Here is a 23344-nt window from a genome sequence, read left to right on the forward strand (position 1 = left end):
GTACTATCCCTGAGCCAGGCGGACATGGCCCCCCATCGGCCCAGCGCCAATGCCATATCCGCTCCAACTCTTTATACGCTACAAGCAAGCCGCTTTAATGACATCTGTTTCAACTTTGCATTTGAAAAGTCAATTATTATGACAAGGATGTGGATTACGAGCCGGAAAGGATGCGCCACGTTGCCCAGAAGGAATTCGGCGGCACAGACGGCGGCCGTTCATGTGATGATCCACCGTGGCCATGGCCCGTGTCATGGCTGAACGGCTTTATCCCCGTGGGCCTGCCCGCTTCTTCCAGCGGCTCGGGCCCAGGTCGCAGGTTGCCCTCTGCCAGCTTCCCCTGACCTTGATCGTCGCGGCACTGGCGATTGCCACCCCGTTCGCGTGGCCAGAGCTTTTGCACAGTCCGCTGTACCTGGGCGGCATTGTCCTGCACGCCGTCCTGATCCTGGCCTGCTTCCTGGTCCCGTGGGAGCGGCTGGCGCACCGCCCGTACCTGCTGATCCCCATCCTGGACTTCGTGGCAATCGGCTTGCTGCGCAACGGGGCTGCGCCCCTGCTCCCCGGCCTGGCGGTCCTGGCGGTCTTCCCGGTGATCTGGCTCTCGGCCTCCGGAATGCTGACCCGCAGCAGCCTGGTCCTTAGCTTCGCGGGCCCGTTCTTCATCATGCTCCCGTCCGTGGCCGGAAAACTCCCCAACCGCACGGCCTCGGACATCACCACCGTGTTCCTCTTCCCGCTCATGATGCTCTCCGTGTCGCTGGCCATCAGGTTTGCGAGTGTCCATCTGCGCATGCAGCAGCGGGAGCTGGCGGAAAAGGACTTGGAGCTCCGGAGGCTGCTGGGCGAAAGCCGGGACCGGGAAAAGCTGCTGCAGACGGTACTGGACGCCACCGACGTCGGCATTGTCGCCGTCGATACGGCCGGGAACCATCTCCTGATCAATGACCGGCAGCGCCTGTTCCGGGAGATCGCCAGCGGGCCTGAGGACCGCGACGAAGCACAGCAGGCCATCTTCGCCCTGGACAAACAGACTGCCCTGCCCGAGGACAAGCGCCCCGTCAGGCGGGCCGTGCACGGCGAGTCCTTTGCTGACTACCTCATCTGGATCGGCGAGGGCACCGACCAGCGGGCCATCTCCACTGCCGCCCGGCAGCTCGCCGGCGATGACGGCCGCCCCAGCGGCGCCGTCGTCGTGTTCAGTGACGTGACCGGCCTGGTGGAGGCGCTGGCCGCGAATGAGGAACTGGTGTCCAACGTTTCCCACGAATTCCGGAGCCCGCTGAATTCGATCATCGGCAACGTGGACATGGTGCTCGACGACGCGGCGGACCTCCCGCCGCATGTGGCCCGGCGCCTGATGGTGGTGCAGCGGAATTCGGAGCGGCTGCTGGCGCTGGTTTCCGACCTGACGGCGTCAGCATCGGCTGCCTTGAACGTCCACCCGAAGCGGACGGACCTGGCAGGCCTCGTGGAAACGAGCGTGGGCTCCGCACAGGCACAGGCCGAGCGGGCGCACATCGAGCTCACCGCGGACGTTCCGTCCCCTCTCTGGGCCTACGCCGATCCGCTGAGGATCGGGCAGGCGCTGGACAACCTGGTGTCCAACGCCATCAAGTATTCCCCCGACGGCGGGAAGGTCAGCATCAGCGCCAGCACCGGCAACGACTGGATCCAGCTGAGCGTCAGCGACACCGGGATGGGGATGACCAATGAGGACGCCGCCCGGGTGTTCAAGCGGTTCTACCGCACCGAGGCCGCCCGCAAAGCGGCCATCTCCGGTGCCGGGCTGGGGCTGTCCATCACCAAACTGATCGTGGAACGGCACGGCGGCACCATCACCTGCCAAAGCGGCCACGGCGAAGGCAGCACCTTCACCCTGACCCTGCCCGCCGACGAACCCCCGCCGTCGTTCTAGGTTTCGACAAGCTCAACCGCCCGGGTCACGTCTCCCGCAGCGCCCTTGTCAGCTCGGCGCGGGCCAGCAGCTCGTCGTCGGACGGGTAGGCCACTTCCTCCAGCACCAGGGGGTGCGGCGCGGCGAGCACGGACTTCGCGTCGCGTTTCTTCGCCAGCAGCCGTTCATGCAGCCAGCCCGGTTCCACCACGCCCTCCCCCACGTACAGGGCGGAGCCGATGAGGGCGCGCACCATGTTGTGGCAGAACGCGTCGGCCTGCACGGTGGCGACGATGACGCCGTCCTCCGCGCGGGTGAACTCGAAGCGCTGTAGCTCGCGGATGGTGGTGGCCCCCTCCCGCGGCTTGCAGAAAGCCAGGAAGTTCTGGAGCCCCAGCAGCTTGGAGGCACCTTCGTTGAGCAGTGCCACATTTAGCGGGTTCTTGTGCCACAGGGTGGAGTAGCGGCCAAGCGGGTCCCAGAGAGCGGGACCGTCGGCGATCCGGTAGCTGTAACGCCGCCAGAGGGCCGAGAAACGGGCGTCGAAGCCGGGAGGCGCCAGCGAAATCCGGTGCACCTCGACGGCGCCGGTGAGGTCGCCGAGGATGCGGCTCAGTGCCCCGCGGATCCTGCGGAGCATGGCGACGGCGGGATCGAGTTCGTGCCCGCGCGGAAGTCCCAGCCACTCGGCTTCCGTGAGGTCCAGGTGGACCACCTGCCCGCGGGCGTGGACGCCGGCGTCGGTCCGCCCGGCAACGGTGACGCGGATGGGGCGGCGGACCAGGAGCTGCAGCGCTTCCTCCAGGACGCCCTGGACTGTCCGCAGGCCCGGCTGCAATGCCCACCCGCTGAAGGGGCCGCCGTCGTAGGACAAATCAAGCCGGACACGCAAAAACCCGCCGCCCCCCAAAACGGGGGCCGCGGGTTTTTGGTCGTTCATAGACTTAAGTCTATGCGAAGAAAATCAGCGAATTACTTCGCATCCTTTTCCTCGGCAGCGGAAGCTTCAGCAGCTTCCTCAGCGGCCGGAGCCTCTTCGGTGGCAGCTTCTTCAGTCGCAGTTTCTTCAGCGGCGGGAGCCTCAGCAGCTTCGGTCTCGGCGACCTCAGCCTCGGGAGCTTCCTCGGCAGCCGGAGCAGCCTTGGCAGCAGCCTGGGTAGCCTCGGCGACTACGGCCTGCTTGGCGGAAACCGGCTCGAGAACCAGTTCGATGACAGCCATGGGAGCGTTGTCGCCCTTGCGGTTGCCGATCTTGGTGATGCGGGTGTAGCCGCCGTCGCGGTTCTCCACTGCCTGGGCAATGTCGGTGAACAGCTCGTGGACGACGCCCTTGTTGCTGATCAGGCCCAGGACGCGGCGGCGTGAAGCCAGGTCGCCGCGCTTGGCGAAGGTCACCAGTCGCTCTGCGTACGGCTTCAGGCGCTTGGCCTTGGTCACCGTGGTGGTGATCCGCTTGTGCTCGAACAGGGATGCTGCCAGGTTCGCGAGCATGAGGCGCTCGTGAGCCGGGCCGCCTCCGAGGCGCGGACCCTTAGTGGGGGTAGGCATAATTGTTTCTCCTCATGTGGAAGCCGTGGGCCGCACACCATGGTGCAGCCCGCCGGCCAAGGTCTGGTTTAGAGTTCGTCGTCGCCGAAGGCGGCGTCGTCCTCTTCGATTGCTGCGGCGCGTGCTGCGAGGTCAAAACCGGGAGGCGAGTCCTTGAGGGACAGGCCCAGTTCAACCAGCTTTGCCTTGACCTCGTCAATGGACTTTGCACCGAAGTTGCGGATGTCCATCAGGTCAGCCTCGGAGCGTGCAACGAGTTCACCCACGGTGTGGATGCCCTCACGCTTGAGGCAGTTGTAGGAACGGACGGTGAGGTCCAGATCCTCGATCGGCAGTGCCATGTCGGCTGCCAGGGCAGCGTCGGTGGGTGACGGGCCGATCTCGATACCTTCAGCTGCGGTGTTCAGCTCACGGGCCAGACCGAACAGTTCCACCAGGGTGGTCCCTGCGGAAGCGACGGCATCGCGCGGGGCGATGGCCTGCTTGGTCTCGACGTCGACAATCAGCTTGTCGAAGTCGGTGCGCTGCTCAACACGGGTTGCTTCCACGCGGAAAGTAACCTTCAGCACCGGCGAGTAGATGGAGTCGACCGGGATACGGCCGATCTCTGCGTCGCCGGACTTGTTCTGAGCTGCCGAAACGTAGCCGCGGCCGCGCTCGATGGTCAGTTCGAGTTCGAACTTGCCCTTCGAGTTCAGCGTGGCAATGTGCAGATCCGGGTTGTGGAATTCGACGCCGGCCGGCGGAGCGATGTCCGCGGCGGTGACGACTCCGGGGCCCTGCTTGCGCAGGTATGCGACAACCGGCTCGTCGTGCTCGGAGGAAACCGAGAGGCTCTTGATGTTCAGGATGATCTCAGTGACATCTTCCTTGACACCCGGAACCGTGGTGAACTCGTGCAGCACGCCATCGATCCGGATGCTGGTTACGGCAGCACCGGGGATGGAGGAGAGCAGGGTACGGCGGAGGGAGTTTCCGAGGGTGTAGCCGAAGCCCGGTTCCAGCGGTTCAATGATGAAACGCGAACGGTTTTCGGAGACTACCTCTTCGGAGAGGGTGGGGCGCTGTGCAATGAGCACTTAGGTTTCCTTTCGGCGAGCATCCGCTATATGACGCAACACAGGTGGTGGAAATTCGGTCTGAAGACTTAACGCGCTGGGCTTGCCCGGACCATCGACGGTCCGGGCAAGCTCATGCGGCGGGAAAGCCTTAGACGCGGCGGCGCTTCGGCGGGCGGCAGCCGTTGTGTGCTGCGGGGGTGACGTCCTGGATGGAGCCAACCTCGAGGCCAGCGGCCTGCAGCGAACGGATTGCCGTCTCGCGTCCGGAACCCGGACCCTTGACGAAAACGTCTACCTTGCGCATGCCGTGCTCCTGCGCACGCTTGGCAGCGGCTTCAGCAGCCATCTGGGCAGCGAACGGGGTGGACTTACGCGAGCCCTTGAAGCCAACCTCACCTGAGGAAGCCCAAGAGATAACAGCTCCGGTCGGATCCGTGATGGAAACGATGGTGTTGTTAAACGTGCTCTTGATGTGCGCCTGGCCAAGCGCGATATTCTTCTTGTCCTTCTTACGCGGCTTGCGAACCGCGCCACGAGTCTTCGGGGGCATTTTTTCTCCTACAGAAAGTTATTGGGGAAAGCTCCGTTAATCCCGGACGGGATTTTAACGGGCCTTCTTCTTGCCGGCGACAGTACGCTTCGGGCCCTTGCGGGTACGTGCGTTGGTCTTCGTACGCTGACCGCGTACGGGCAGGCCCTTGCGGTGGCGCAGGCCTTCGTAGCTGCCGATTTCAACCTTGCGGCGGATGTCAGCTGCTACTTCGCGGCGAAGGTCACCCTCAACCTTGTAGTTGCCTTCAATGTAGTCACGCAGCTCAACCAGCTGGGCATCGGTGAGGTCCTTAACGCGGACGTCAGCGCTGATGCCAGTGGCAGCCAGGGTTTCGTGTGCACGGGTCTTGCCCACGCCGTAGATGTAAGTAAGCGCAATTTCCAGCCGCTTTTCGCGGGGAATGTCTACGCCAGCGAGACGAGCCATAGTGGCAGTACTCCTTGATAAACCGGAGGTCGTAGGCAGTACACCCGCACGTTCTGTGCGGCCCCAGCCTCCGACCGGGGGTTAGCTGCCCGGGCTCCATACGTCCCAGATCAGCTTGTGCTGCCTTTATTTACTTGCGTGGGTTAGCAACCCAGGATTTCCCGATGAAGGGAATTAGCCCTGGCGCTGCTTGTGGCGCGGGTTCTCGCAGATCACCATGACCCGGCCATTACGGCGGATCACTTTGCACTTTTCGCAGATCTGCTTGACGCTCGGCTTGACCTTCATGGCATTCCTTTGCGTGTAACAGTTGGTCAACTGGAGCGGCAACAGCTCGCGCTGAAGCCGCCCAGCAATTTACTTGTAGCGGTAGACGATACGACCACGGGTGAGGTCGTACGGGCTCAGCTCCACCACTACGCGGTCCTCGGGGAGGATCCTGATGTAGTGCTGACGCATCTTTCCAGAGATGTGTGCCAGAACGATGTGCTTGTTGGTGAGCTCAACGCGAAACATCGCGTTAGGCAGCGCCTCGGTCACAACGCCTTCGATCTCAATGACCCCGTCCTTCTTGGCCATACCCTCCGCTAACTGTTGTTGCCGCAGCCCTGCCGGATTGCACCGGGCATGACCACGAACGTTTTTGTTGGATCGATTGCCTGCTCCAGGCCCAAAGAGGGCGCGGCAGTCCAGACAACCAACAAACAACACTACTCTGTCTCGCCGTAAAAGTTAAATCGGCAATAGTAACCTACTCGGCACCGTACACACCATAATCCCCGGCCGGAGTGCTGACGGGTTCCGCACTGGCCACGCCATCCAGGATGGCCAAGCGGACGACGTCGGCTGCCGCGCTTTGCAGCGTGATGAGACTGATCTGCCGGGCTGTTTCGTCGCTCCGGTCGAGCGCCAATCCTCCCGTTGCCAGGCAGAAGACGGCGTCCCCGTCAGCGAGGGTGTGGCTCGGATTAAGCGCCCGGGCGATCCCGGCGTGCGAAGCGGCAGCAGTCCGCTTGCACTCGGCCGCGTCCAGAACGGCATTGGTGGCGACCACAACAAGGGTCGTGTTCAGCGGCCGCGGGTGATTGAGCTTGTCGAAATCCAGCGTTTTGGCAGGCTCAACCACCGGAGTGGGGTTAACTATCGGCAGCCCGAGGGCATTAACCACGGCCAGCGCCGCAACCACAATGCCGCTTTCCAGGGTGACTGACGCCGTGCCTACGCCACCCTTGTAGGTCCTGCCCAGAAGCGCCCCGGTGCCGGCACCCACGTTGCCGCGCCCGACGTCGTGCCCTTCCTTCTCCCCCGCAGCCGCCGCCGTCGCCGCGTAGCCCATGGCCGGCGTCGGACGTGCGGAAAAGTTGCCGCCGCGGCCCAGGTCGAAGATCCCTGCCGCCGGGACGATGGGAACCACTCCCCCGGGAACGGCGAAGCCTCTGCCGTTCTCCTCGCACCACCTCTGGACGCCGCCAGCGGAGGCGAGGCCGTAGGCGCTGCCGCCGGTCAGCACCACGGCATCCACAACACTGACAAGGCTGGTGGGATCCAGCGCATCGGTCTCGTGCGTGGCCGGCCCGCCGCCCTGCACATCAACCGAGCCCACAGTGCCCGGCGGCGGCAGGACCACCGTCACCCCGGTGAGCCAGCCGGCGTCGTTCCGCTGGACATGGCCAACCCGGATACCGGGCACATCAGTGAGGGATCCCATGCGCCCATTCTGCCCCGCCCCGCACCGCCGGCCCGCCGCCGCAGCACGGCATTGCCCAACCTATTGAGTATCGATAGAATCCGATTGTTGCCCGATAAAGGAGAAGTTCATGGGAAAGCTAACGGTCCTGGCGCTGCGCATCGTCATTGCGCTGGTCCTCGCCGGTTCACTGTTCGTGCAGGTATGGATGGTGCCGCTGCTGTCCATCGACATGGAGGAAGCGGGCGCACCCACCGGCCCGCGCATCGCGCTGCTGGCGATTGTGGTCCTGGGCATCGTCTGCGTCCAGGTCACGGCGGTATGCGTCTGGCGGCTGCTGACCATGGTGCGCAAGGGGACGGTCTTCTCCCACGGCGCGTTCCGCTACGTTGACGTGATCTTCGGCGCCATTGCGGTGGCGTCGCTGCTGATGTTCGGGATCGCCGTGCTGCTGGCTCCGGGAGAGGTGGCGCCTGGCGTCGTCCTGCTGATCTGCGGCGCATCGCTCATGATCGCTGGCGTGGCACTGATCGTGCTGGTGCTCCGGACGCTCCTGGCGCAGGCGGTGGCCCGTGAGGCCGAGGCCAAGCACCTGCGCTCCGAGCTGGACGAGGTGATCTGATGGCGATCATCGTTGATATCGATGTGGCGCTGGCCAAGCGGAAGATGCCGGTCGGCGTGCTCGCCGAGCGCGTGGGGATCACGCCGGCGAACCTGGCGGTACTCAAGAACGGGCGGGCCAAGGCGGTCCGGTTCACCACGCTCGAGGCCCTGTGCGAGGTGCTGGAGTGCCAGCCCGGCGACCTCCTGCGGTGGGTGCCGGACGGCGCTTCGGAAGACTAAGAGGGCGTTCCCCAACTAGGTAGCAGTAGTTGTCGTTTTGGCGCGCTATAACGACAACTACTGCTACCTACATGCGCTAGGGGATGGGCACGGGGGTGACGCCGAGCGGCACAAGGTGCTCCGCTCCGCCGTCGGGCGCCGAAAGCACCCAGATGCCCTTCTCGTGGACGGCTACGGAATGCTCCCACTGACAGGAACGCTTGCCGTCGGTGGTCACCACGGTCCAGTCGTCTTCGAGCACGGCGGTCTCAATGCCGCCGCGCACCAGCATGGGCTCGATCGCGAGGCACAGGCCGGGCTTGATCTTGGGCCCGCGGTGGTTGGTGCGGTAGTTCAGGACGTCCGGCGCCATGTGCATCTCGGAGCCGATGCCGTGCCCCACGTAGTCCTCGAGGATGCCCAGTGGCTTTCCGGGGACGGAGGAGACATAGTCGTCGATGGCCGCGCCGATGTCGCCCACGTGCGTGCCGGTGGCCAGCGCCGCGATCCCCCGCCACATGGCTGCGTTGGTGACGTCCGAGAGTCGCTGGTCCTCGGGATCGGCGGTTCCCACGATGACGGTCCGCGCCGAATCGGAGTGCCAGCCGTCCACGATGGCACCGCCGTCGATCGAGATAATGTCTCCGTCCTGCAACACGCGGCTGCCCGGGATGCCGTGCACCACCTCGTCATTGACGGACGTGCAGATGGTGGCCGGGAAGCCGTGGTACCCGAGGAAGTTGGACTTCGCGCCGGCTTCGTTCAGGACGGCGGCGAACACGTCGTCGAGGTGCTTGGTGGTCACACCGGGCACCGCGGCGGCAACAGCAGCGTCCAGGGCACGGCTCAGGACCAGTCCTGCCTCGTGCATGGTGCGCATCTGGGCGTTGTTCTTGTATTCGATGCGGGGCTGGCCAAAGGCCATGGTGTGTTCCTTTCAAATGGCTGAGGCTCCTCCCGTGTACCGGGAGGAGCCTCGGAAATCAGTGCCTGGATCAGGCCGCCTGCGCCGCCTTGATGGCCTGCATCACGCGGTCGGTCACTTCATCGATCGGGCCGATGCCGTCAACCTGGGTGAGGATGCCGCGCTCGGCGTACTTCGCCACCACGGCTTCGGTCTGCTCGTGGTAAAGGTCAAGGCGGTGGCGGATGACGGCTTCGTTGTCGTCGCTCCGGCCCGTTTCCTTGGCCCGGCCGAGGAGGCGGTGGACCAGCTCCTCATCATCGGCAGTCAGCTGCAGGACGACGTCGAGCTTCTCGTCGCCCTTGGCGAGGATCTCGTCGAGGTAATCCACCTGCGCGGTGGTGCGCGGGTAGCCGTCCAGCAGGAAGCCGCTTTCGACGTCGGCCTCGCTGAGGCGGTCGCGCACCATCTTGTTGGTGACGCTGTCCGGAACAAAGTCGCCCGCATCCATGTACTTCTTGGCTTCGATGCCAAGCGGCGTTTCGCCCTTTACATTGGCGCGGAAGATGTCGCCGGTGGAGATCGCAACAACGCCGAGGCGCTCCGAGATCCTTTCCGCCTGCGTACCCTTGCCCGAACCGGGAGGTCCAATAATCAGCATTCTCGTCATCGCAAAAGCCCTTCGTAGTGACGTTGTTGTAGCTGCGCATCAATTTGCTTGACGGTCTCCAGGCCAACGCCCACCATGATCAGGATCGAGGTGCCACCGAACGGGAAGTTCTGGTTTGCGTTGATCAGTACCAGTGCCACCAGCGGAATCAGTGCCACGAAGCCCAGGTAGAGGGCGCCGGGCAGGGTGATCCGGGAGAGCACGTACTGCAGGTAGTCAGCGGTCGGTTTACCGGCGCGGATACCTGGAATGAAGCCGCCGTACTTCTTCATGTTGTCGGACACTTCTTCAGGGTTGAAGGTGATCGCGACATAGAAGTAGGTGAAGAACACGATCATGGCGAAGTACAGGACCATGTAGATCGGTTGGTCGCCGCGGACCAGGTTGTTGTTGATCCATTCGACCCACGGCTGGAGCTGCTCACCGGCGGCGGGCTGGTTGAACTGTGCAATCAGGCCGGGCAGGTAGAGCATGGAGGAAGCGAAGATCACCGGGATAACACCGGCCATGTTCACCTTGATGGGAATGTAGGTGCTGGTTCCACCCACGGTGCGGCGTCCGATCATGCGCTTTGCGTACTGCACCGGGACACGGCGCTGTGACTGCTCCACGAAGACCACCAGTGCCACGGTCAGCAGGCCGACGGCCAGGACGGTGAAGAACGTTGCCGGCCCCTGCGAGCTCCAGATGGCGCCGAGGGAGGTGGGGAACGTCGCTGCGATGGAGGTGAAGATGAGCAGGGACATGCCGTTGCCCACGCCCTTCTCCGTGACGAGCTCGCCCATCCACATGATCAGGCCGGTGCCGGCCGTCAGGGTGATGATGATCAGGATGGTGGTGATGACGCTGTCGTCAGGGATGATCGGGAGCGCACAGCCGGGAAGCAGCTGCCCGGAGCGGGCCAGGGACACCAGGGTGGTGGCGTTCAGCAGGCCCAGGGCAATGGTGAGGTACCGGGTGTACTGGGTCAGTTTGGACTGGCCCGAAGCGCCTTCTTCGTACAGCTGCTGGAAGCGGGGAATGACCACCCGGAGCAGCTGGACGATGATGCTGGCCGTGATGTACGGCATGATGCCCAGGGCGAAGATGGACACCTGGAGCAACGCGCCGCCGCTGAACAGGTTAACGAGCTGGTAGAGCCCGCCTGCCGTCTGACCGTTCTGCAAGCATTGCTGGACATTCTGGTAGTCCACACCAGGCGAGGGAATGAAAGCACCCAAGCGGAAGATGGTGATGATTCCCAGCGTGAACAACAACTTGCGTCGCAGATCAGGCGTGCGAAAGGCCCGGCCAAATGCGCTAAGCAAGCGTCCTCCTGTGGTGTTTATAAGAGTGGTGTGATGGGGCTCAATAATCCCAACAACCGAGTCTAACGGTTGGATGCGCCATGCGAACAATCCGCGGCGGCGCCCGTGCGCCCGGTGGCGGGAAAAATACGTCGGGTGGATGTGAAAAACTCCCGGTGACCAGGGCCTTGGCCCCGGTCACCGGGAGTTCAACAACGGGCTTGGCGCCCACCGGCTCTAGAGAGCGGTGGTGCTTCCGCCTGCTGCAGCAATCTTTTCAGCGGCGCTGGCCGAGAATGCGTGGGCGGTGACGTCAACCTTGACGGTGATGTCGCCGGTGCCCAGCACCTTGACGGGCTGGTTCTTGCGAACTGCACCCTTTTCGACCAGGTTCTCCACGGTGACTGCGCCACCTTCCGGGAACAGCTCGTTGAGCTTGTCCAGGTTTACAACCTGGAACTCAACCCGGAACGGGTTCTTGAAGCCGCGCAGCTTCGGCAGGCGCATGTGCAGCGGCAGCTGGCCGCCGGCAAAGCCAGCCTTGACCTGGTAGCGGGCTGCAGTACCCTTGGTGCCACGACCGGCGGTCTTACCCTTGGATGCCTCACCACGACCAACACGGGTCTTGGCGGTCTTGGCACCCGGAGCGGGACGCAGGTGGTGAACCTTCAGGGCGTTCTGCTTGTCAGCAGCGGCGCTCTGTGCCTTGTCAGCAGTGTTCTCTGCCATTTACTTCGCCTCCTCTACCTTTACCAGGTGCGGAACCGTGTTGAGCATTCCGACGGTGACGGCGTCGGCGGTGCGGACAACGGTGTGTCCGATCCGCTTCAGGCCGAGGGACCGCAGGGTGTCGCGCTGGTTCTGCTTGCCGCCAATGGCGGACTTGATCTGAGTGATCTCCAACTGGGTGTCGGAGGGGATCAGGTTCTTAGCCATAACTTAGACACCTGCCTTCGGGTTCAGGAGGGCCTTCACCAGTGCCGGCGGAGCGATCTCGTCGAGGGGCAGGCCGCGGCGTGCTGCCACTGCTGCCGGCTCTTCGAGGCGCTTCAGGGCATCAACGGTCGCGTGAACGATGTTGATGGCGTTGGAGGAACCGAGCGACTTGGAGAGGATGTCGTGGATGCCCACGCACTCCAGTACTGCACGGACCGGGCCACCGGCGATAACACCGGTACCGGCGGAGGCCGGACGCAGCATTACGACGCCTGCAGCAGCCTCACCCTGAACGCGGTGCGGGATGGTGTTGCCAACGCGGGGAACGCGGAAGAAGGACTTCTTGGCCTCTTCAACGCCCTTCGCGATTGCGGCAGGAACTTCCTTAGCCTTGCCGTAGCCCACGCCGACCATGCCGTTGCCGTCACCGACGACGACCAGAGCGGTGAAGCTGAAGCGACGACCACCCTTGACCACCTTGGAAACGCGGTTGATGGTGACGACGCGCTCTACGAACTGGCTCTTCTCGGCTTCACGGCCGCCGTCGCGGCCACCACGGCCACCACGCTCGCCGCGGCCCTGGCCACGGTCGCCACGCTCGCCGCGACGAGCGCCACCACGGCGGTCGTCGGCAGCTGCGGGGGCAGTGGTCTCAGCGGCAGCTACGGTTTCAGTAGCCTTCTGATCTGCAGACACAGTGTCCTTTTCCTTGTTTGCTTCCGTCACAGTGACAGCCCACCTTCACGTGCACCGTCAGCGACGGCGGCGATCCGGCCGTGGTACTTGTTACCACCGCGGTCGAAGACAACAGCTTCGATACCGGCAGCCTTGGCACGCTCGGCGACGAGCTCGCCAACGCGCTTGGCCTTGGCAGTCTTGTCACCGTCGAATGCACGAAGGTCGGCTTCCAGAGTGGACGCGCTCGCTACGGTCAGGCCCTTGGTGTCATCGACAACCTGGACGAATACGTGGCGTGCGGAGCGGTTGACGACCAGACGAGGACGTACAGCCGTACCGGAGATGCGCTTACGGATACGAAGCTGGCGGCGGCTGCGCGAAGCAGACTTGCTCTTGTTCGTACGCTTCTTGTTAATTGAGATGGCCATGGTTACTTACCAGCCTTTCCGACCTTGCGGCGGATGACTTCGCCGGCGTAACGGATGCCCTTGCCCTTGTAGGGGTCCGGCTTCCGCAGCTTGCGAATGTTGGCAGCAACCTCGCCGACCTGCTGCTTGTTGATACCTGAAACAGAGAGCTTGGTCGGGGTCTCAACTGCAAAGGTGATGCCCTCCGGTGCGGAGACGTTAACCGGGTGGCTGAAACCGAGAGCGAACTCAAGGTCAGATCCCTTGGCCTGAACGCGGTAACCGGTACCGACGATTTCAAGCTTCTTCTCGTAGCCCTTGGTGACGCCCTCGATCATGTTGGAGATCAGGGTGCGGGTCAGGCCGTGGAGAGAGCGGGATGCGCGCTCGTCGTTCGGGCGGGCGACGGTCAGGGTGTCTGCTTCCAGGGAGACCTCGATCGGGCTGGCCACAGTGTGGTTCAGCTCGCCCTTGGCACCCTTGACGCTGACGACAGAGCCGTCAACCTTGACCTCAACGCCGGCAGGAACGGTGATGGGGAGACGTCCAATACGTGACATTATTCTCTTCCTTTCCCGTTACCAGACGTACGCGAGGACTTCGCCGCCCACGCCCTTCTTGCCGGCCTGCTTGTCAGTCAGGAGGCCGGAAGAGGTGGACAGGATTGCGACACCCAGGCCACCCAGCACGTGCGGCAGGTTGGTGGACTTTGCGTAAACACGCAGGCCCGGCTTGGAGATACGGCGAACGCCAGCGATGGAACGCTCGCGGTTCGGTCCGAACTTGAGCTCGATGGTCAGCTTCTTGCCGACCTCCGCGTCTTCTTCCTTCCAGCCGGCGATGAAGCCTTCGGCCTTGAGGATGTCGGCGACGCGTGCCTTGAGCTTGCTGTACGGCATGGACACGGTGTCGTGGTATGCCGAGTTTGCGTTGCGCAGACGCGTGAGCATGTCTGCGACAGGATCTGTCATTGTCATTGTGGGCTCTTGCCCTTCCTCATAACGGTTTCCGCGGTGCCGCTTCCACAGGTGGGAGCCGTACCGCCGGACCTTTTACGTAGTTAGATTAGTCTTCGGCCTTGAACGGGAAGCCAAGCGCCTTCAGCAGCGCGCGGCCTTCGTCATCGGTCTTTGCAGTGGTAACAACCGTGATATCCATACCGCGGGTGCGGTCGATCTTGTCCTGGTCGATTTCGTGGAACATAACCTGCTCGGTCAGACCGAAGGTGTAGTTGCCGTTGCCATCGAACTGCTTGCCGGACAGGCCGCGGAAGTCGCGGATACGGGGCAGTGCGAGGGTGACCAGGCGGTCCAGGAATTCCCACATGCGGTCACCACGGAGGGTAGCGTGTGCACCGATGGGCATGCCTTCGCGCAGCTTGAACTGTGCGATCGACTTGCGGGCCTTGGTTACCTGCGGCTTCTGGCCGGTGATCTGGGTCAGATCGCGGACAGCGCCGTCGATCAGCTTGGAGTCCTTGGCGGCATCTCCAACACCCATGTTCACAACGACCTTGACGAGGCGCGGAACCTGGTTGACGTTTTCGTACTTGAATTCCTCAATGAGCGTGCTCTTGATGGATTCGGCGTACTTGGTCTTCAGACGAGGAACGATCTTCGTTGCCGGAGTCTCGAGAGTCTCAGTCATTAGATGTCCTTCCCTGAGCTCTTGGCCACGCGGATGCGGACTTCGCGCTGCTTGCCGTTGCGCTCAACGGTCTCAGTGCGGAAGCCAACGCGGGTGGGCTTCTTGGTGGACGGGTCAACCAGGGCCACGTTGGAGATGTGGATCGGGGCTTCAACAACCTCGATGCCACCGGTCTTGGTGCCGCGCTGCGACTGACCGACCTTGGTGTGCTTGGTTACGCGGTTGATGCCTTCGACCAACACTCGGTTGGTGTCGGTGAACACGCGCAGGACCTTGCCCTGCTTGCCGCGGTCGCCGCCGCGCTCAGCCTTGGCGCCAGTGATGACCTGAACGAGGTCACCCTTCTTGATCTTTGCAGCCATGGACTAGAGCACCTCCGGAGCCAGAGAAACGATCTTCATGAACTTCTTGTCACGGAGTTCACGACCAACCGGTCCGAAGATACGGGTACCGCGGGGGTCACCGTCGCCCTTCAGGATCACAGCTGCGTTCTCGTCAAACTTGATGTAGGAACCATCCGCACGGCGGCGTTCCTTCTTGGTACGGACGATGACTGCCTTGACAACATCGCCCTTCTTTACGTTGCCGCCCGGAATTGCGTCCTTGACGGTGGCGACAATGACGTCACCGATGCCTGCGTAGCGACGGCCGGATCCACCGAGAACGCGAATGGTAAGGATTTCCTTAGCACCCGTGTTGTCGGCGACCTTGAGTCGCGACTCCTGCTGAATCACTATTTACTCCTTGCGTCGCGCCGGTTCTCAGACCGAAAATCTTCCTACGGAATGAGCCTTGCGGAACGGTTGATCGGGGTGTCTCTTGACCTGCCTGGATTTTGCCAGACCAGGCCTAAACGCCCGTGCCAACAGCAGTTGCTCCCATCCGGTCCGGGACGGATCCCGGGCGCAAGGGGGCACTATGCCTTGGCACGCTTGTTTACGAGGTTTGATGACGGCGCACGAAAGGCGCCATACAAACTCAAAATCTTAGCACAGTTTCGCGCAGTCCCCATATCACCCGGCAGCGCTCCCCCGCAAGACGGACGACGGCGGCACGCAGCGCACCCTTTTGGCCCACTTTTGGTGCCACTCCCCCCGCAAAGCCGCGGCGCCGCCGTCGCACGCTCTCTCACCTGATGCGCATTTTCAACCGACGCTCTCTCACCTAATGCGGACTTTTTACCGACGCTCTCTCACTTTCCTGAGGAAAGCGAGAGAGGGTCCTCCCAAAACCTGCATCAGGTGAGAGAGCGTTGCCAAAATGACGGCGAAAGGTGAGAGAGGGTGGGGAGGGCGGACGACGGCGGCACGGAAGGCACCCTTTTGGCCCACTTTTGGTGCCACTCCCCCCGCAAAGCCGCGGCGCCGCCGTCGTAAGCTCCTCAAAAGTGGGCTGCCCGTGACGGCACCCGCGTTAAACGAGGAAGCCCCCGCTCCGGAGGGAGCGAGGGCTTCCAGCTAAGCAGCAGGTGCTACTTGGCCTTCTCGAGGATTTCCACGAGCCGCCAGTTCTTGGTGGCGGACAGCGGACGGGTCTCGGCGATGACAACGAGGTCGCCGATGCCGGCGGTGTTGTTCTCGTCGTGAGCCTTGACCTTGGAGGTACGGCGGATGACCTTGCCGTACAGGGCGTGCTTCACGCGGTCCTCAACCTGGACAACGATGGTCTTTTCCATCTTGTCCGAGACCACGTAGCCGCGACGCGTCTTGCGGTAACCGCGCTGCTCAGCCGTGGCTGCGGTAGCAGTTTCCGTCACGTTCTCGTCCTTTTCACTCACTTGGCATCCTCCTCGGTCTCAACCGTTTCAGCCTTCTCGGCCTTCTTGGTTGCTGCCTTCTTGGACTTCTTTTCTTCCTTGGCTTCCACAACCGGTGCGGCAACCTCGGCACGAATGCCCAGCTCGCGCTCACGGAGAACGGTGTAGATGCGGGCGATGTCCTTCTTTACCGCGCGCAGACGACCGTGGTTCTCCAGCTGTCCGGTGGCGGACTGGAAACGCAGGTTGAACAGCTCTTCCTTGGCCTTGCGGAGTTCTTCAACGAGACGCTCGTTGTCGAAACCGTCCAGCTGTGCGGGAGCCAGATCCTTGGATCCTACTGCCATTTCTATTCACCACCTTCGCGACGCAGAATGCGTGCCTTCAACGGGAGCTTGTGGATTGCCAGGCGCAGCGCCTCGCGTGCTACCGATTCTTCGACACCGGAGATCTCGAAGAGAACCCGGCCCGGCTTGACGTTTGCGACCCACCATTCCGGTGAACCCTTACCGGAACCCATGCGGGTTTCGGCAGGCTTCTTGGTCAGGGGACGGTCCGGGTAGATGTTGATCCAGACCTTGCCGCCACGCTTGATGTGGCGGGTCATCGCGATACGTGCAGACTCGATCTGACGGTTGGTGACGTATGCCGGGCTCAGGGCCTGGATGCCGTACTCACCGAAGGAGACCTTGGTGCCGCCCGTAGCAGCGCCGGAACGACCCGGGTGGTGCTGCTTACGGTGCTTGACTCGACGTGGGATAAGCATTTAAGCCTGTCCTCCTTCTGCAGCAGCAGGTGCTGCTTCAACTGCCGGTGCTTCTGCAGCAGGAGCTGCGTCAGCGGCCGGGCGGTCGTTGCGACGGCGGCGGTCACCACGGTCAGCGCCACCCGGACGGCCCGGACGGTCGCCGGAGCGGCCGCGGGACGGGGCGGAAGCGGCCTGCTGGGCCAGTTCCTTGGCGGTGACGTCACCCTTGTAGATCCAGACCTTCACGCCGATGCGGCCGAAGGTGGTCTTGGCTTCGTAGAAGCCGTAGTCGATGTTCGCGCGGAGGGTGTGCAGGGGCACACGGCCTTCGCGGTAGAACTCCGAGCGGGACATTTCAGCGCCGCCCAGTCGACCGGAGCAGGCGATACGGATGCCCTTGGCACCTGCACGCTGTGCGGACTGCATGGCCTTCTTCATGGCGCGGCGGAAAGCCACACGTGAAGTCAGCTGCTCTGCAACGCCCTGGGCAACAAGCTGGGCTTCCATCTCGGGGTTCTTGACCTCGAGGATGTTCAGCTGGACCTGCTTGCCGGTGAGCTTTTCGAGCTCGCCGCGGATGCGGTCTGCTTCTGCTCCACGGCGGCCGATGACGATGCCGGGACGGGCCGTGTGGATGTCCACGCGGACGCGGTCACGGGTGCGCTCGATCTCAACCTTGGCGATACCGGCGCGCTCCATGCCCGTGGACATGAGCTGGCGGATGCGGATGTCTTCGCGAACGAAGTCCTTGTACCGCTGGCCGGCCTTGGTGCTGTCAGCGAACCAGTGCGATACGTGATCGGTGGTGATGCCGAGTCGGAACCCGTGCGGGTTTACTTTCTGTCCCACTTAGCGAGCCTCCTCTTTCTCCGGGGTAGCGACTACCACGGTGATGTGGCTGGTGCGCTTCTTGATCTGAAATGCACGACCCTGGGCACGCGGCTGGAACCGCTTCATGGTCGGGCCTTCATCAACAAACGCTTCGCTGATGATGAGGTCGCCTTCGTCAAACGCCACGCCGTCGCGGTCCGCGAGGACCCGGGCGTTGGAGATTGCCGACTGTACTACCTTGAATACCGGCTCCGAAGCTGCCTGCGGGGCAAACTTCAGAATTGCCAGAGCCTCATTCGCTTGCAAACCACGAACAAGGTTGACGACGCGCCGGGCCTTCATAGGCGTTACGCGGATGTGGCGCGCAATTGCCTTGGCTTCCATTGCTTTCCTTCTCTCGTCTTTGACGTAAGTGCAGGCGCCTAGCGGCGCTTGCCCTTACGGTCGTCCTTGACATGGCCGCGGAATGTCCGCGTGGGAGCGAATTCGCCGAGCTTGTGCCCGACCATCGACTCAGTGACAAACACCGGGATGTGCTTGCGTCCGTCGTGTACGGCGATCGTGTGTCCGAGCATGTCGGGGATGATCATCGAACGGCGGGACCAGGTCTTGATGACGTTCTTGGTGCCCTTTTCGTTTTCCCTGGCTACCTTCACAAAGAGGTGCTGGTCAACGAAAGGACCTTTTTTCAGGCTGCGTGGCATGTGTCCAGGCTCCTATCGCTTGTTCTTGCCAGTACGACGGCGACGAACAATAAGCTTGTCGCTCTCTTTGTTGGGGCGGCGCGTGCGGCCTTCCCGCTTACCGTTCGGGTTGACGGGGTTACGTCCACCGGACGTCTTACCCTCACCACCACCGTGCGGGTGGTCAACCGGGTTCATGGCGACACCACGGACGGTCGGGCGGACGCCCTTCCAGCGCATGCGGCCAGCCTTGCCCCAGTTGATGTTCGACTGCTCTGCGTTGCCCACCTCGCCGACGGTTGCGCGGCAGCGCACGTCAACGTTGCGGATTTCGCCGGAAGGCAGACGCAGCTGGGCGAAGCGGCCTTCCTTGGCAACAAGCTGGATGGATGCACCGGCGGAGCGGCCCATCTTGGCGCCGCCACCCGGACGCAGTTCAACTGCGTGGATAACGGTACCCACGGGGATGTTGCGCAGGGGCAGGTTGTTGCCAGGCTTGATGTCAGCGTTGGCACCTGCCTCTACGAAGTCACCCTGGGACAGCTTGTTCGGGGCGATGATGTAACGCTTGGTGCCATCAACGTAGTGCAGGAGGGCGATGCGAGCCGTGCGGTTCGGATCGTACTCGATTTCGGCAACGCGGGCGTCAACGCCGTCCTTGTCGTGGCGACGGAAGTCGATCAGACGGTACTGGCGCTTGTGTCCGCCACCCTTGTGACGGGTGGTGATCTTACCGGTGTTGTTACGGCCGCCCTTTTTGGGCAGCGGACGTACCAACGACTTTTCCGGCGTCGACCGCGTGATTTCGGTGAAGTCCGCTACGCTCGAGCCACGACGGCCCGGGGTAGTCGGCTTGTATTTACGGATTCCCATAATTTATTTCCTCGTTAAAGTGGTCTCCGCTACGAGAGCGGACCGCCGAAGATGTCGATGGTGCCTTCTTTGAGGGTGACAATCGCACGCTTGGTGTTCTTGCGGGTACCCCATCCGAATTTGGTGCGCTTGCGCTTACCGGCACGGTTGATGGTGTTGATCGATTCGACCTTGACGGAGAAGATCTTCTCCACGGCCAGCTTGATCTCGGTCTTGTTCGACCGGGGGTCCACCAGGAAGGTGTACTTGCCCTCGTCGATCAGGCCGTAGCTCTTTTCCGACACGACGGGTGCAAGCACGACGTCGCGGGGATCCTTGATGGTGGCTGCGCTCACTTGGCATCCTCCTCGTTCTTAGCTGCCTTGGCGGCAACGAATGCTTCGTAGGCAGCCTTGGTGAAGACAACGTCATCAGACACGAGAACGTCGTAGGTGTTCAGCTGGTCTGCGTACAGAACGTGAACACCGGCGAGGTTACGCACGGACAGTGCAGCAACATCGTTGGCGCGCTCGATGACGACCAGCAGGTTCTTGCGGTCGGAAACACCGCGAAGCGTTGCCAGTGCGTTCTTGGCCGAAGGCTTGTCGCCTGCAACCAGTTCAGCGACAACGTGGATGCGTCCGTTGCGGGCCCGGTCAGACAGTGCGCCGCGCAGTGCAGCAGCAATCATCTTCTTGGGGGTGCGCTGGCTGTAGTCACGCGGGGTGGGACCGTGGACAACGCCACCGCCGGTCATGTGAGGAGCACGGATGGAACCCTGACGGGCGCGGCCGGTGCCCTTCTGCTTGAACGGCTTGCGTCCTGCACCGGAAACTTCAGCGCGGGTCTTGGTCTTGTGGGTACCCTGGCGAGCAGCAGCGAGCTGGGCAACGACAACCTGGTGCAGCAGCGGCACGTTGGTCTGGACGTCGAAGATCTCTGCAGGCAGGTCAACCTGGACAGTGTTAGCCATTGAACTAGGCTCCCTTCACGGCGGTGCGTACGAGTACGACCTGGCCGCGGGCGCCGGGAACGGCGCCCTTGATCAGGAGCAGCGACTTCTCGACGTCAACCGCGTGAACCGTGAGGTTCAGCGTGGTGTGACGAACGGCGCCCATGCGGCCGGCCATTTTCATGCCCTTGAAGACGCGGCTCGGGGTGGATGCGCCACCGATTGAACCGGGCTTACGGTGGTTCTTGTGGGCACCGTGGGAAGCTCCAACGCCGTGGAAGCCGTGACGCTTCATAACACCGGCGAAGCCCTTACCCTTGGTGGTGCCGATGACGTCGATCTTCTGGCCGGCTTCGAAGACCTCTACGGAGAGCTCCTGGCCCAGCTCGTACTCAGCAGCATCTGCGGTACGGAGTTCGACGACGTGGCGGCGAGGCGTGACGCCTGCCTTCTCAAAGTGACCAGCCAGCGGCTTGGTGACCTTGCGGGGATCGATCTGGCCGTAGCCGATCTGAACGGCGACGTAGCCATCAGCTTCTGCGTTGCGCAGCTGGGTGATGACGTTCGAGTCTGCCTGGACCACAGTGACGGGGATGAGCTTGTTGTTCTCGTCCCAGACCTGGGTCATGCCGAGCTTCGTGCCCAGCAGGCCCTTTACGTTACGGGTTGCGGTCATAGTTTCTCAGCACCTCCCTACAGCTTGATTTCGATGTTCACGTCAGCCGGCAGGTCGAGACGCATGAGCGAGTCAACAGCCTTCGGCGTGGGATCGATGATGTCGATAAGACGCTTGTGCGTGCGCATTTCAAAGTGCTCGCGGCTGTCCTTGTACTTGTGCGGAGAGCGGATAACGCAGTACACGTTCTTCTCCGTCGGCAGCGGCACGGGGCCCACTACCGTTGCGCCTGCGCGCGTGACCGTCTCAACGATCTTCCGTGCTGAAACGTCAATGACCTCGTGGTCGTATGACTTCAGCCGGATGCGGATTTTTTGTCCCGCCATGTCGCCTGACTCTCTTTCAGTCTGTGCTTCCCCTGGTTGGGGCTGCCCTGTTCACTTACTCGTTGTATGGCTGCCGAAGCAATTGAGGTCGTAACCACCATCCGCCGCACAAACTGAATCCGGATGAATCCGGGTTCCTCACCTTGCCGGCGTAACCGACCCCCGCGGTCGGGCGTGTCGCGCTCAGCACGCATACAAATCCGCAGTTCCATTGGGGTGGGTTATGTTTGGTCTTCCACTTGGACCCTGACACCCGGCATTATCCGGATCGGGACACGAAGAAGCGCTTGAACAACTCATCTAGTATGCCGGAAAACCCCGGCAGATGCGAATCGCCCCTTTTCAGGGCGCCGCAGCGGGGTCATTGCCCTCTGTTCCTTCCGAATGGATGATAAGGAGATGACGCTGGAAAGCACTGAATCGGTAACGGAACTGGCCAACCGCATGCCGCCGTCGTTCACCCTGGGCGTCGCGGCAGCGGCGTTCCAGATTGAAGGCGCCCTCAGTGAGGGCGGCCGCGGCCCCTCCGGCTGGGATGCGTTCGCCGAGAAACCCGGGGCTATCGTGGACGGGCACTCTCCCGCAGTGGCGTGCGACCACTACAACAGGCTGCCCGAGGATGTGGCCCTGCTGCAGGAGCTCGGCGTGGATTCCTACCGTTTCTCGCTGTCCTGGCCGAGGATCCAGCCGGACGGCCGGGGAAGCTTCAACCAGGAGGGCCTGGACTTCTACGACCGGCTGATCGACCAACTGCTGGCCGCCGGCGTTTCCCCCATGGCCACCCTGTACCACTGGGACACTCCCCTGCCCCTGGAGCACCGGGGCGGCTGGATGAACCGCGAAACCGCGGAACGCTTTGGCGACTACGCCGCGGCGGCGGCCGAACGGTTCGGAGACCGTGTGACCCAGTGGGTGACGCTCAATGAGCCGGTCTCGGTAACCCTGAACGGCTATGCCCTGGGTGTCCACGCCCCCGGCCACGCGCTGATGTTCGACGCCCTTCCCTCCATCCACCACCAGCTCCTAGCCCACGGGCTCGGCGCCCAGGCGCTGCGGGCGGCGGGCGTCACCGGCACGGTGGGAGTCACCAACCTCCATGCGCCCATCCGGCCCGCGTCCCGGAAGATCGGCGACCGGCTCGTGGCGCATCTCTATGACCTGCTGATGAACCGGATCTACGCCGACCCTGTCCTGCTGGGCCGTTACCCCACCCTGCCCGTGTACGCACGGCCGTGGCTGCGTTCCATCGGCCGGATCTCCGACGCGGACCTGCGCACCATCCACCAGCCCCTGGATTTCTACGGCCTCAACTACTACTTCCCCGTCAAGGTGGCGATCGGCCGAGGCGTGGCTCCCATCCCCGCGGACATGCACAAGGCCGTGGCCCGGCTGCCCTTCCATGAGGTGGGCTACCCGGAGTTCGACAGCACGGGGTTCGGCTGGCCGGTGGCTCCCGAGCACCTGGGCATCCTGCTCAAGGAGCTCAAGGACCGCTACGGGGACGCCCTCCCGCCGGTGTACATCACCGAAGGCGGCGCGAGCTTCCCGGAGCCCGACAAGGTGTCGGGCATCCTCCAGGATGACGAACGGGTGCAGTACCTGGCCACCCACCTGCGCGCTGCCCTGGACGCCACGTCCCCGGGCGGAATCGCCTCCGGCGTAGACCTGCGCGGCTACTATGTGTGGACCCTGATGGACAACTTCGAATGGGCCGCCGGCTATTCGCAGCGGTTCGGCCTGGTGCACGTGGACTTTGAAACCCAGGAACGTACGCCGAAGCAGTCCTACTACTGGTACCAGGCCCTCAGCCGGGCGCGCAAAACCAAGGCGGGCCAGTAGTCCGCCCTGGGTTTCCGCCGATGAGGGCTACTGGTTCTTGTTGGCCCGGTTGATGCGCTTGGCGCGCTCAATCTCGTGACGGAAGTGCTTCTTGGCCCAGAACACCCCGGCCACCACCGCAACCGCGATAATCAGGAAAATAAGCCATCCCATGATGAA

36 protein-coding genes are annotated in these 23344 nt (G+C 62.9%); 4 read left to right on the forward strand and 32 right to left on the reverse strand.

The features are described 5' to 3' along the window. Nucleotides 1–253 precede the first annotated feature (253 nt). Entirely contained in the window at nt 254–1918 is a 1665-nt protein-coding gene (locus ACZ9BC_RS12320) for a sensor histidine kinase (protein WP_476246189.1), read from the forward strand. A 25-nt stretch (nt 1919–1943) separates the two neighbouring features. On the opposite strand, the gene ACZ9BC_RS12325 is transcribed toward ACZ9BC_RS12320, so the two are convergent. The 8 genes from ACZ9BC_RS12325 to ACZ9BC_RS12360 form a co-directional block, all read right to left on the reverse strand. Then, a complete protein-coding gene (locus tag ACZ9BC_RS12325; protein WP_476246190.1) occupies nt 1944–2837 on the reverse strand; it encodes a tRNA pseudouridine synthase A in 894 nt (297 codons plus the stop codon). A gap of 32 nt (nt 2838–2869) precedes the next feature. Continuing rightward, nucleotides 2870–3445, reverse strand: a complete 576-nt coding sequence (rplQ, locus tag ACZ9BC_RS12330) for a 50S ribosomal protein L17 (RefSeq protein ID WP_476246191.1) — start codon at nt 3443–3445, stop codon at nt 2870–2872. 68 nt (nt 3446–3513) lie between these two features. Next, nucleotides 3514–4524: a DNA-directed RNA polymerase subunit alpha gene (locus tag ACZ9BC_RS12335; protein WP_013601812.1), complete on the reverse strand. Its 1011-nt coding sequence runs from the start codon at nt 4522–4524 to the stop codon at nt 3514–3516. Nucleotides 4525–4654: 130 nt separating this feature from the next. Further along, complete coding sequence (gene rpsK / locus ACZ9BC_RS12340) at nt 4655–5056, reverse strand: 30S ribosomal protein S11 (protein ID WP_009358720.1); 402 nt, start codon at nt 5054–5056, stop codon at nt 4655–4657. Nucleotides 5057–5110: 54 nt separating this feature from the next. Beyond that, the gene (gene rpsM / locus ACZ9BC_RS12345; RefSeq protein WP_003803743.1) at nt 5111–5485 is read right to left on the reverse strand and encodes a 30S ribosomal protein S13; all 375 of its coding nucleotides are present in this window, start codon (nt 5483–5485) and stop codon (nt 5111–5113) included. Between the two features lie 174 nt (nt 5486–5659). Further along, nucleotides 5660–5773: a 50S ribosomal protein L36 gene (gene rpmJ, locus ACZ9BC_RS12350; protein ID WP_009358722.1), complete on the reverse strand. Its 114-nt coding sequence runs from the start codon at nt 5771–5773 to the stop codon at nt 5660–5662. Between the two features lie 69 nt (nt 5774–5842). Further along, nucleotides 5843–6064, reverse strand: coding sequence for a translation initiation factor IF-1 (infA, locus tag ACZ9BC_RS12355; RefSeq protein ID WP_009358723.1), 222 nt, complete (start codon nt 6062–6064; stop codon nt 5843–5845). A gap of 172 nt (nt 6065–6236) precedes the next feature. Beyond that, on the reverse strand, nt 6237–7193 hold the full coding sequence (locus ACZ9BC_RS12360; protein ID WP_476246192.1) for a P1 family peptidase: 957 nt from the start codon (nt 7191–7193) through the stop codon (nt 6237–6239). 109 nt (nt 7194–7302) lie between these two features. On the opposite strand from ACZ9BC_RS12360, the gene ACZ9BC_RS12365 reads away from it, so the two are divergent. Together ACZ9BC_RS12365 and ACZ9BC_RS12370 are read left to right on the forward strand one after the other, a co-directional pair. Then, complete coding sequence (locus ACZ9BC_RS12365; protein WP_476246193.1) at nt 7303–7794, forward strand: DUF2975 domain-containing protein; 492 nt, start codon at nt 7303–7305, stop codon at nt 7792–7794. Beyond that, entirely contained in the window at nt 7794–8015 is a 222-nt protein-coding gene (locus ACZ9BC_RS12370) for a helix-turn-helix domain-containing protein (protein ID WP_275729757.1), read from the forward strand. Before ACZ9BC_RS12365 ends, ACZ9BC_RS12370 begins: the two co-directional genes overlap by 1 nt. Nucleotides 8016–8091: 76 nt before the next feature. Here ACZ9BC_RS12370 and map read toward each other — a convergent pair whose 3' ends face one another. From map to rpsJ, 23 genes are all read right to left on the reverse strand, one after another. Next, on the reverse strand, nt 8092–8919 hold the full coding sequence (map, locus tag ACZ9BC_RS12375; protein ID WP_476246194.1) for a type I methionyl aminopeptidase: 828 nt from the start codon (nt 8917–8919) through the stop codon (nt 8092–8094). 70 nt (nt 8920–8989) lie between these two features. Beyond that, nucleotides 8990–9559 carry an adenylate kinase gene (locus ACZ9BC_RS12380; RefSeq protein ID WP_176156829.1) on the reverse strand — a complete coding sequence of 190 codons (570 nt, stop codon included), beginning with the start codon at nt 9557–9559 and terminating at the stop codon, nt 8990–8992. A gap of 5 nt (nt 9560–9564) precedes the next feature. After that, on the reverse strand, nt 9565–10875 hold the full coding sequence (gene secY / locus ACZ9BC_RS12385; RefSeq protein WP_079596679.1) for a preprotein translocase subunit SecY: 1311 nt from the start codon (nt 10873–10875) through the stop codon (nt 9565–9567). Between the two features lie 216 nt (nt 10876–11091). After that, nucleotides 11092–11583 (reverse strand): 50S ribosomal protein L15, encoded by a 492-nt coding sequence (rplO, locus tag ACZ9BC_RS12390; RefSeq protein ID WP_079596678.1) that lies wholly within the window; start codon nt 11581–11583, stop codon nt 11092–11094. Further along, entirely contained in the window at nt 11584–11790 is a 207-nt protein-coding gene (rpmD, locus tag ACZ9BC_RS12395; protein WP_028269574.1) for a 50S ribosomal protein L30, read from the reverse strand. A gap of 3 nt (nt 11791–11793) precedes the next feature. Further along, complete coding sequence (rpsE, locus tag ACZ9BC_RS12400) at nt 11794–12516, reverse strand: 30S ribosomal protein S5 (RefSeq protein WP_476246195.1); 723 nt, start codon at nt 12514–12516, stop codon at nt 11794–11796. Then, complete coding sequence (gene rplR, locus ACZ9BC_RS12405) at nt 12513–12896, reverse strand: 50S ribosomal protein L18 (RefSeq protein WP_079596676.1); 384 nt, start codon at nt 12894–12896, stop codon at nt 12513–12515. Before rplR ends, rpsE begins: the two co-directional genes overlap by 4 nt. 2 nt (nt 12897–12898) lie before the next feature. After that, nucleotides 12899–13435, reverse strand: a complete 537-nt coding sequence (gene rplF / locus ACZ9BC_RS12410) for a 50S ribosomal protein L6 (protein ID WP_079596675.1) — start codon at nt 13433–13435, stop codon at nt 12899–12901. Nucleotides 13436–13453: 18 nt separating this feature from the next. After that, nucleotides 13454–13852 (reverse strand): 30S ribosomal protein S8, encoded by a 399-nt coding sequence (gene rpsH, locus ACZ9BC_RS12415; RefSeq protein WP_079596674.1) that lies wholly within the window; start codon nt 13850–13852, stop codon nt 13454–13456. A gap of 88 nt (nt 13853–13940) precedes the next feature. After that, nucleotides 13941–14522: a 50S ribosomal protein L5 gene (gene rplE, locus ACZ9BC_RS12420; RefSeq protein WP_050054317.1), complete on the reverse strand. Its 582-nt coding sequence runs from the start codon at nt 14520–14522 to the stop codon at nt 13941–13943. Then, nucleotides 14522–14884 carry a 50S ribosomal protein L24 gene (rplX, locus tag ACZ9BC_RS12425; protein WP_013601824.1) on the reverse strand — a complete coding sequence of 121 codons (363 nt, stop codon included), beginning with the start codon at nt 14882–14884 and terminating at the stop codon, nt 14522–14524. The genes rplE and rplX overlap by 1 nt, the downstream gene beginning before the upstream one ends. 3 nt (nt 14885–14887) lie before the next feature. Then, nucleotides 14888–15256 (reverse strand): 50S ribosomal protein L14, encoded by a 369-nt coding sequence (gene rplN / locus ACZ9BC_RS12430; protein ID WP_009358299.1) that lies wholly within the window; start codon nt 15254–15256, stop codon nt 14888–14890. 737 nt (nt 15257–15993) lie between these two features. Then, entirely contained in the window at nt 15994–16299 is a 306-nt protein-coding gene (gene rpsQ / locus ACZ9BC_RS12435) for a 30S ribosomal protein S17 (protein WP_013601827.1), read from the reverse strand. Then, nucleotides 16296–16625, reverse strand: a complete 330-nt coding sequence (rpmC, locus tag ACZ9BC_RS12440; RefSeq protein WP_018760452.1) for a 50S ribosomal protein L29 — start codon at nt 16623–16625, stop codon at nt 16296–16298. Before rpmC ends, rpsQ begins: the two co-directional genes overlap by 4 nt. Nucleotides 16626–16627: 2 nt before the next feature. Then, nucleotides 16628–17044 carry a 50S ribosomal protein L16 gene (rplP, locus tag ACZ9BC_RS12445; protein ID WP_013601829.1) on the reverse strand — a complete coding sequence of 139 codons (417 nt, stop codon included), beginning with the start codon at nt 17042–17044 and terminating at the stop codon, nt 16628–16630. Continuing rightward, nucleotides 17045–17875 carry a 30S ribosomal protein S3 gene (gene rpsC / locus ACZ9BC_RS12450; RefSeq protein ID WP_079596673.1) on the reverse strand — a complete coding sequence of 277 codons (831 nt, stop codon included), beginning with the start codon at nt 17873–17875 and terminating at the stop codon, nt 17045–17047. Continuing rightward, nucleotides 17876–18241, reverse strand: coding sequence for a 50S ribosomal protein L22 (rplV, locus tag ACZ9BC_RS12455; RefSeq protein WP_009358304.1), 366 nt, complete (start codon nt 18239–18241; stop codon nt 17876–17878). 38 nt (nt 18242–18279) lie between these two features. Continuing rightward, the gene (rpsS, locus tag ACZ9BC_RS12460) at nt 18280–18561 is read right to left on the reverse strand and encodes a 30S ribosomal protein S19 (RefSeq protein ID WP_003803803.1); all 282 of its coding nucleotides are present in this window, start codon (nt 18559–18561) and stop codon (nt 18280–18282) included. A gap of 12 nt (nt 18562–18573) precedes the next feature. Continuing rightward, the gene (rplB, locus tag ACZ9BC_RS12465; protein ID WP_066293289.1) at nt 18574–19413 is read right to left on the reverse strand and encodes a 50S ribosomal protein L2; all 840 of its coding nucleotides are present in this window, start codon (nt 19411–19413) and stop codon (nt 18574–18576) included. Nucleotides 19414–19442: 29 nt separating this feature from the next. Continuing rightward, the gene (rplW, locus tag ACZ9BC_RS12470; protein ID WP_009358306.1) at nt 19443–19748 is read right to left on the reverse strand and encodes a 50S ribosomal protein L23; all 306 of its coding nucleotides are present in this window, start codon (nt 19746–19748) and stop codon (nt 19443–19445) included. Continuing rightward, entirely contained in the window at nt 19745–20365 is a 621-nt protein-coding gene (gene rplD, locus ACZ9BC_RS12475; RefSeq protein WP_079596672.1) for a 50S ribosomal protein L4, read from the reverse strand. The genes rplW and rplD overlap by 4 nt, the downstream gene beginning before the upstream one ends. Before the next feature lie 4 nt (nt 20366–20369). Continuing rightward, nucleotides 20370–21020: a 50S ribosomal protein L3 gene (gene rplC, locus ACZ9BC_RS12480; RefSeq protein ID WP_013601833.1), complete on the reverse strand. Its 651-nt coding sequence runs from the start codon at nt 21018–21020 to the stop codon at nt 20370–20372. Nucleotides 21021–21037: 17 nt separating this feature from the next. Next, on the reverse strand, nt 21038–21346 hold the full coding sequence (gene rpsJ / locus ACZ9BC_RS12485) for a 30S ribosomal protein S10 (RefSeq protein WP_003803825.1): 309 nt from the start codon (nt 21344–21346) through the stop codon (nt 21038–21040). 399 nt (nt 21347–21745) lie between these two features. Here rpsJ and ACZ9BC_RS12490 point away from each other — a divergent pair, with 399 nt between their 5' ends. Continuing rightward, a complete protein-coding gene (locus ACZ9BC_RS12490; RefSeq protein WP_476246196.1) occupies nt 21746–23185 on the forward strand; it encodes a GH1 family beta-glucosidase in 1440 nt (479 codons plus the stop codon). A gap of 27 nt (nt 23186–23212) precedes the next feature. On the opposite strand, the gene ACZ9BC_RS12495 is transcribed toward ACZ9BC_RS12490, so the two are convergent. Then, entirely contained in the window at nt 23213–23338 is a 126-nt protein-coding gene (locus ACZ9BC_RS12495) for a hypothetical protein (RefSeq protein WP_476246197.1), read from the reverse strand. Nucleotides 23339–23344 lie beyond the last annotated feature (6 nt).

It is taken from the genome of Pseudarthrobacter sp. TE3704, assembly GCF_056279405.1.

What these genes read in the sequence shown, in the direction of transcription:
- rplQ (WP_476246191.1), bottom strand. Translation starts at nt 3,445, where the DNA reads ATGCCTACCCCCACTAAGGGTCCGCGCCTCGGAGGCGGCCCGGCTCAC.
- ACZ9BC_RS12370 (WP_275729757.1), top strand. Translation starts at nt 7,794, where the DNA reads ATGGCGATCATCGTTGATATCGATGTGGCGCTGGCCAAGCGGAAGATG.
- ACZ9BC_RS12380 (WP_176156829.1), bottom strand. Translation starts at nt 9,559, where the DNA reads ATGCTGATTATTGGACCTCCCGGTTCGGGCAAGGGTACGCAGGCGGAA.
- rpmD (WP_028269574.1), bottom strand. Translation starts at nt 11,790, where the DNA reads ATGGCTAAGAACCTGATCCCCTCCGACACCCAGTTGGAGATCACTCAG.
- rpsH (WP_079596674.1), bottom strand. Translation starts at nt 13,852, where the DNA reads ATGACAATGACAGATCCTGTCGCAGACATGCTCACGCGTCTGCGCAAC.
- ACZ9BC_RS12320 (WP_476246189.1), top strand. Translation starts at nt 254, where the DNA reads ATGGCTGAACGGCTTTATCCCCGTGGGCCTGCCCGCTTCTTCCAGCGG.
- ACZ9BC_RS12490 (WP_476246196.1), top strand. Translation starts at nt 21,746, where the DNA reads ATGACGCTGGAAAGCACTGAATCGGTAACGGAACTGGCCAACCGCATG.
- ACZ9BC_RS12365 (WP_476246193.1), top strand. Translation starts at nt 7,303, where the DNA reads ATGGGAAAGCTAACGGTCCTGGCGCTGCGCATCGTCATTGCGCTGGTC.
- infA (WP_009358723.1), bottom strand. Translation starts at nt 6,064, where the DNA reads ATGGCCAAGAAGGACGGGGTCATTGAGATCGAAGGCGTTGTGACCGAG.
- rplP (WP_013601829.1), bottom strand. Translation starts at nt 17,044, where the DNA reads ATGCTTATCCCACGTCGAGTCAAGCACCGTAAGCAGCACCACCCGGGT.
- rpmJ (WP_009358722.1), bottom strand. Translation starts at nt 5,773, where the DNA reads ATGAAGGTCAAGCCGAGCGTCAAGCAGATCTGCGAAAAGTGCAAAGTG.
- ACZ9BC_RS12495 (WP_476246197.1), bottom strand. Translation starts at nt 23,338, where the DNA reads ATGGGATGGCTTATTTTCCTGATTATCGCGGTTGCGGTGGTGGCCGGG.
- rplV (WP_009358304.1), bottom strand. Translation starts at nt 18,241, where the DNA reads ATGGAAGCCAAGGCAATTGCGCGCCACATCCGCGTAACGCCTATGAAG.
- rpmC (WP_018760452.1), bottom strand. Translation starts at nt 16,625, where the DNA reads ATGGCAGTAGGATCCAAGGATCTGGCTCCCGCACAGCTGGACGGTTTC.
- rplX (WP_013601824.1), bottom strand. Translation starts at nt 14,884, where the DNA reads ATGGCTGCAAAGATCAAGAAGGGTGACCTCGTTCAGGTCATCACTGGC.
- rpsK (WP_009358720.1), bottom strand. Translation starts at nt 5,056, where the DNA reads ATGCCCCCGAAGACTCGTGGCGCGGTTCGCAAGCCGCGTAAGAAGGAC.
- rplO (WP_079596678.1), bottom strand. Translation starts at nt 11,583, where the DNA reads ATGGCAGAGAACACTGCTGACAAGGCACAGAGCGCCGCTGCTGACAAG.
- map (WP_476246194.1), bottom strand. Translation starts at nt 8,919, where the DNA reads ATGGCCTTTGGCCAGCCCCGCATCGAATACAAGAACAACGCCCAGATG.
- rpsM (WP_003803743.1), bottom strand. Translation starts at nt 5,485, where the DNA reads ATGGCTCGTCTCGCTGGCGTAGACATTCCCCGCGAAAAGCGGCTGGAA.
- rplD (WP_079596672.1), bottom strand. Translation starts at nt 20,365, where the DNA reads ATGGCTAACACTGTCCAGGTTGACCTGCCTGCAGAGATCTTCGACGTC.
- rpsJ (WP_003803825.1), bottom strand. Translation starts at nt 21,346, where the DNA reads ATGGCGGGACAAAAAATCCGCATCCGGCTGAAGTCATACGACCACGAG.
- rpsS (WP_003803803.1), bottom strand. Translation starts at nt 18,561, where the DNA reads ATGCCACGCAGCCTGAAAAAAGGTCCTTTCGTTGACCAGCACCTCTTT.
- ACZ9BC_RS12360 (WP_476246192.1), bottom strand. Translation starts at nt 7,193, where the DNA reads ATGGGATCCCTCACTGATGTGCCCGGTATCCGGGTTGGCCATGTCCAG.
- rplC (WP_013601833.1), bottom strand. Translation starts at nt 21,020, where the DNA reads ATGACCGCAACCCGTAACGTAAAGGGCCTGCTGGGCACGAAGCTCGGC.
- rplF (WP_079596675.1), bottom strand. Translation starts at nt 13,435, where the DNA reads ATGTCACGTATTGGACGTCTCCCCATCACCGTTCCTGCCGGCGTTGAG.
- rplB (WP_066293289.1), bottom strand. Translation starts at nt 19,413, where the DNA reads ATGGGAATCCGTAAATACAAGCCGACTACCCCGGGCCGTCGTGGCTCG.
- rplE (WP_050054317.1), bottom strand. Translation starts at nt 14,522, where the DNA reads ATGACTGAGACTCTCGAGACTCCGGCAACGAAGATCGTTCCTCGTCTG.
- rplR (WP_079596676.1), bottom strand. Translation starts at nt 12,896, where the DNA reads ATGGCCATCTCAATTAACAAGAAGCGTACGAACAAGAGCAAGTCTGCT.
- ACZ9BC_RS12325 (WP_476246190.1), bottom strand. Translation starts at nt 2,837, where the DNA reads ATGAACGACCAAAAACCCGCGGCCCCCGTTTTGGGGGGCGGCGGGTTT.